At 44.5% G+C, this 5,689-nt stretch carries 3 protein-coding genes; 1 reads left to right on the top strand and 2 read right to left on the bottom strand.

The annotated features are described in order from the left end of the window. The first annotated feature begins 715 nt into the window (after positions 1-715). Entirely contained in the window at positions 716-1,117 is a 402-nt protein-coding gene (locus tag HMPREF1254_RS08415) for a hypothetical protein (RefSeq protein WP_023058236.1), read from the top strand. A 117-nt stretch (positions 1,118-1,234) separates the two neighbouring features. On the opposite strand, the gene HMPREF1254_RS08410 is transcribed toward HMPREF1254_RS08415, so the two are convergent. Both HMPREF1254_RS08410 and HMPREF1254_RS08405 read right to left on the bottom strand, forming a co-directional pair. After that, a complete protein-coding gene (locus HMPREF1254_RS08410; RefSeq protein ID WP_081699061.1) occupies positions 1,235-4,366 on the bottom strand; it encodes a C10 family peptidase in 3,132 nt (1,043 codons plus the stop codon). 117 nt (positions 4,367-4,483) lie between these two features. Next, on the bottom strand, positions 4,484-5,689 hold a 1,206-nt coding region (locus HMPREF1254_RS08405; protein ID WP_051331310.1), incomplete at its 5' end, for a T9SS type A sorting domain-containing protein.

The following is a 5,689-nucleotide window of genomic DNA, read 5'->3' as shown; positions in this document are numbered from 1 at the left end:
CCGAAAATTGTAGCCAAAAATTTTCTAAGATATTTAACATCAAATACTTGGAGAAGGTTCATTTTTTTTAGTACTTTTGAACCCAAGATTTGCAAGAGTGCAATTCTATCAGCAGTATCTATGAGTACTCTCAAAATACTCTCTCGTGGCTACAATATGGCTACACGAAAAAAGTTTGAAACGTATAAAATGTTACGATACAAGGAGTTGCAGAGTTTAGTTCATAAATCTCTCTCTCCGCAAACAAGGGTGTAAATCAGCAACTTATGCGATTTGCACCTTTTTCTACACCCAAAAATCTCATTGCCACGAAAACTACACCCAAGACGAAAAACTTTACTATTTGGATGTGGCGTGCAGATTATCATTGTTCTTCTTTTGGTGGCTTTTTAAGCTGTCTTTTAACAGAATCCGGTTGCAAAATAACAAGCTTTTATCCTAAGTTTCAACTTCCTGTGAAGTACAGGGAAATGAAAGGAAAAAGAGTGAATATCACTGATAATGAGATATTTGAAAACTCGCCGTAACTTTGCAGGAGAGAATAATACATGGAGGTATATTCTTCGAAGCGGACACCCTTACAGGTGGATGCTTCTATTGCATCATCTCTTGATATTGGCAAGGTGTGTCTTTGTACCACAAACTGCCGTTTGTACGACAAAGACCCTTGCCCCGAAAGGAGGTTAAATCACTCCGAAGTCGTGATGAGAAAGCAATGAAAAAGCAGAAACAAAAGAAGCCAGACGGCAGATGTGCCACCTGCCCAAGATGGGACAGATGGCACATCAGGATACCTAATTCCGAAGACCAGCAGAAACTTATCAGACTCTACCGCAAGTCGGGAGCAAAAACTAAAAGTGATTTTGTCCGAGCAAGGCTTCTTGGTGAAGCCTTTAAGATCATCACCCAAGACCCTGCAAAAGAGACTTACTTGGAGAAACTCTCCGAAATCGTCACCATGACTCATAAGATAGGCGTGCTGTACGACGAAGTCGTGAAAGTCCTCAATACTTATCATTCTGTAGCCACTTCTCAACAACTGCTCGGCAAACTTGAAACTTATTCCCAACTTCTTATCAGACTACAACAGCATGCACTGTTTCTGACAAAATTTTAATACAATTGGTTAAAATTAACAGAGCGTTTGTAAATCACCATCCCACTGTAAAGGCATGGGATGCCAGGTGTTGATGAAGGAGGGCTACCCCTCGCGTGTCACATCATGCTGCCCACGTCATTTAATCACCTTCTTTCCATTGACAACATACACACCTTTAGGCAAACGGGCGATGCCCTCTTTGCCCTCTCCAACTTTAACCCCTTGAAGGTTGTAGATGGCATACCGGGAAGCATTTGCCATTGTATGGGCAGGAATACCCAACTCTACGTCATCCAACACAACAGCCAGCGACTTCACGGCATTGTCGTCATTGTTATGATTAGGCACCACAAAAGCAGAGAAACACTCAATGGTTGGTGTCTGAGACAGTTCAAAGCGATTTATTGCTGCATTATAGAGATAAGCCGAGGCTGGCTGATGTTGTCCAATCGTTCCTACAAAGTTATAATTGTCAGAGCCGAGAACACTCTTGGCTTGCTGATTTACTTCTACATTCTTGCCATGAATGGTCAGCATCATGTCTGCTGTCGCGTCATGAATGTGTTTTATTTCCAGAAGATAAGGACAATAAGCCTCTATATGCTGAGTTGTGTTAAAATAAAGTTTGTTATCCTGCTCATGAACGAAATTATAAACACGCAATTCGGCGGGTTGGCCGTTTATCTTCATGGCATCGGGAACAAAAGGCAAAGAGACGGTAGTCCATGCGCTTCCTGCATCCTTACCATTGGCAACCAAAGGACGCTGGCATGTAATTTCTCTTGCGGTAAAATTGCGCAACATCTTTATGGGCTGGTTGGTTTGTAAGGTTATCTTCGGTGCTTCATCGCCCAAGATAACATTTTTTCCTTTCAAAGTCTCGGGTACGGTGCTTGCTTCGTGCAGATAATATAGACAGTTGGGATTGTTGCTTGGCTTCAACTTTGTATCTTGCTTCACATTCAAGTCGTGCATGTCTACCGCTATGGCATCCGTCAAGTCGATACTCCCTTCTGGCTCAAGAGCCATTGACGTTCCATCAGACAGGTACTTCATCACGGCAGCTTTACATGTAATGGCTCCATTGCATATAGCCTTACCTTTTAGATAGATACCTTCGTATCCCAGTAATGTTACGATATATCTTGTTCCAGGAATCAGGTCGTCGAAAGCAAACGGTAGTGTGATAGTCTTTCCTGCGGGAATGATAGCATTTAGCTGTTTCATCTGTACGTCTTGTTTCTCTCCAACTATTGCGATGAGCAAATCGCGGTCGTAATCATCTGTCGCCGTATTTTTAACTTCAAACCGTCCTTCCATGTGGGTGCCATACAGTTCATCCGCCTTTTTACTACTACCGTTTGTGCAGAATACCGATGCCGTTAATTTGGCGTCTGGTACGTTCTTTCCTTCTGCGACGTCCACCTCACCTTTGCCTACGAAATCGATGTCACGACCTTGCATGCTGTCCCAAACGTTAATGCTATACTGTGTTTTCGGCTTCGCTACATCGGGTTGAAAGCTCAATGGTACTTCTATCGTTGCGCCTGGTGCTATGGATAAGCCCAATACCGAGCGTTTGTTGCCGAAAACAAAACTTAACGAGCCTGTAAAGTCGGGACCAACATTCTTTATTTTTGCCATAGCCGTATAGGTTCTGCCCGTCTTGATGACTTTTGGCATGTCAATGGAAACCAATTTCAAGTCGATGGTTTGAGGATTGATGATGGAAGCATTCAGCTGTGTTTCTGTAATATGTAAGTTACATACCGACTTCTCCGCACCAGGGCAAAGTTGCCAGGTGTTCAACTTTTTTTCCTTGCACATAGGCAACAACTGATAGTCGCCTTTCAGTCCTGCGCCAAAGTTTTTCAAGATTGCCTTATAGAAAGTCCTTTTAGGGGTGATTGGCTCGTACGAGATAACATCGCTCTCATGCACCACCTTCATCAACTTACCGTCTTTATATAAGCCCACGCCCATTTGACCTTCAAAGGGCAACAGCATGTAATTGAACAGCTCGTAAGACATACTGAGGCCTTTAAAACCTTGTTCAATTCTTTTTCTCGACATCTGGCTAAGTCCGCGCAAGTGCAGGTCTATTACCGTCATGGCGTCCAACTGCTCTTCACCTTCATTCGGCTTAACGCCTAAGATGGCACACTGGCTCAATGAATATCCGCCCTCAAACGACCCTATTCCTTGCTGGTCTGGATTGAGAACAGACAAGCGGAAATATCCATCAGACAAGCCGCTCCATCCCCAGTTGATGTGAAAGTAATCGCCCGACTCGTATCCGTCGCACACGAATTCGTGTCCTCCTCCTGTTGGCGTCACGCCACCATACAGTACGGGTCGACCTTCTTTCAATTCCTCGTAAATCATGTTGTTCCATGTCTTTGAGGTATATCCACTACGGTCGGCATAGCGTGCCGCCTTGCTGTATCCAAAATAGTGCGTCAGTGCGTATGGCAACTCAACGGCTACCGTTCCCGACCCGCCTTGCTTGGCGGTGGCATAATCCATTTCCGTGGAGACACCGCAATATTTCATCAATTTAGCTACGGCGTTTTTCTGCTCCCGATTGGCATTCTCGTCGTACGTCCGCAGCATGTTTTTCCAGTCGAATGTCGTTTTGGGCAGCGTGTCCAGAACCTTTCCTATCTTCGGACTCTTGTAGCCGGGTATCGTGTCGAGGGTTTCTCCCCGCGGGCATTGATGATAATACATCACTTGTGCCATGGCAGTTGCGACGCATCCTGTTACCGTTCGTTCAAAAGCCCCCATCGGGCAGGCGTCATTATAGGGTGCTCCTTGATTCCAGCGTGTTTCGATGAGCGGGTGAATGGAGCGTTTCACGCTTAGTCCCGCACGCGTTCCTGAAGCTGTTTTTAGGTTTTTCAACCGCAGACGGACAGCTGTTTTTATCTCGTGCTCATACAAACTGAGCAAGTCTTTCAATTGCACGGGAATGTTGTTTACGTCAAACTTTCCCGTATAGGCATATCCCAATACCGCGTCTGTCCGGTCGTCTGCCGACGTGATGACGAAGCCTTCCCCGTTGCCATTGTTGAAGACGTAATAAGCGTTGGGACACCGCATGACCATTTTCAACTGGTTGCGCTGAGATTTTGCACGAGTGCTTGTCGTTGATTGTTTTTGCTTCAAAAATCGCATGGCCAGCTTCATGGCCTCTTGCTTTCCGATGGGATTGGCATTGGCCAAGGTGGAAATGGCGATTAAAACGAATAATAGAGTTTTCTTCATTGTTGATTTCTTTTGCAAGCACACGAGCGTTGCTTGCGTAAGTATGGAAATAAAGTAACGGCAAGGGAGTACGGCTTCATTGCCGTAAGCTCCCTTGCCTTATACTGTCGTGACGCATTAAGATTTTGAAAATTTGACAACTTTGCTTCCTATTTTGGCTATATATTCACCGGCAGGCAGCGTGTTCAGGCTGATAGCTTTGTTGCCTCTTACCGCATGGGTTGCCATCAATTGTCCTGTTACGCTGTACACGCAAACTTGCTCCGTTCCATTGTTTGTCGCCCCCTCAATGATTAGGCAGCCATTGCTAAAGCTAATGTTCGCTTGGTCATGGGTGATTTCTGCAATGCCATTCGTTTTCTTCTCTACTGCCGTGTTTTCTTCATAACTACATTCGGCAGCATCCGTATCTTCTTGCATTGGAACATGCTTAAAAGCCTTGTTGAGCGGAAGATGGTTGAAGTACATACAGTTGCGCGGACCTAAGTAAAGGCGGTCTCCTTCTGATTGCACCAAAGGAATGAACGTATGTGCGGCATCGTACTGTTCATCGCCTTCATCGCCATAATGGAATGTGTAAGAGAAAGCTTCTGTTCCTGTGTTCGTGATGTCTCCATTGTCATCGTACACATACTTTAGCTCCATGGGTGTGCTCTCCGTCATTTCTTCTCCTGGAATATATTTCAAACCTACCATGCGGTCGTCAATGTTGTTATCGTATTCAAACACTTCTTTCCATACATTGTTGCCGTTGCTCATCATAAAACTAAAGGTCTGCTCACGTCCCTTGTCATCATAAGTGATGGTGGTATGGCGATCTGCGAAACCTTCCAGTTTCAGATTTTTCTCGTCAAACTGCACGTCATTGGTTTTAATCACGCGCATCTGTGCATCGTACTCGTATGTAGAACGTAAGTCTTCCATCAATACAGGATTCCCCTCTTTATTCGGTTTTAACGTGTATCTATGATAGGTCTTGATAAATCCATTGTCGTCACGATCGTAAACGTCACGTCGGTCTTTTCGCTGTTCGCCATCTGGCTTGACGGTATAGCGTGTTTCTTCTTTCAAATAGCCATTCGCATCATAAGCGAACTTGATGACTTCTTTTAGATTGTTATCTTCGGTAGATTCTACTTCTGTCAGAAAGCCATAGTCATCATATTTATATTTAAAGACTTCATCACCTCCGAACGTACTCCATTGCGCAAGACGGTGCGTGTGAACTTTTGGAATAGCTCTGTAATAATTGGGTGCTTTCTTACTTTCGGCGTTAACGCCTAAACACAATACTGCCAAAAGAGCAGGTAGTAAAATTTTTTT

Source organism: Prevotella sp. BV3P1, from assembly GCF_000479005.1.
GTDB lineage: Bacteria > Bacteroidota > Bacteroidia > Bacteroidales > Bacteroidaceae > Prevotella.
This window is presented reverse-complemented; position numbering and strand designations above follow the sequence as displayed.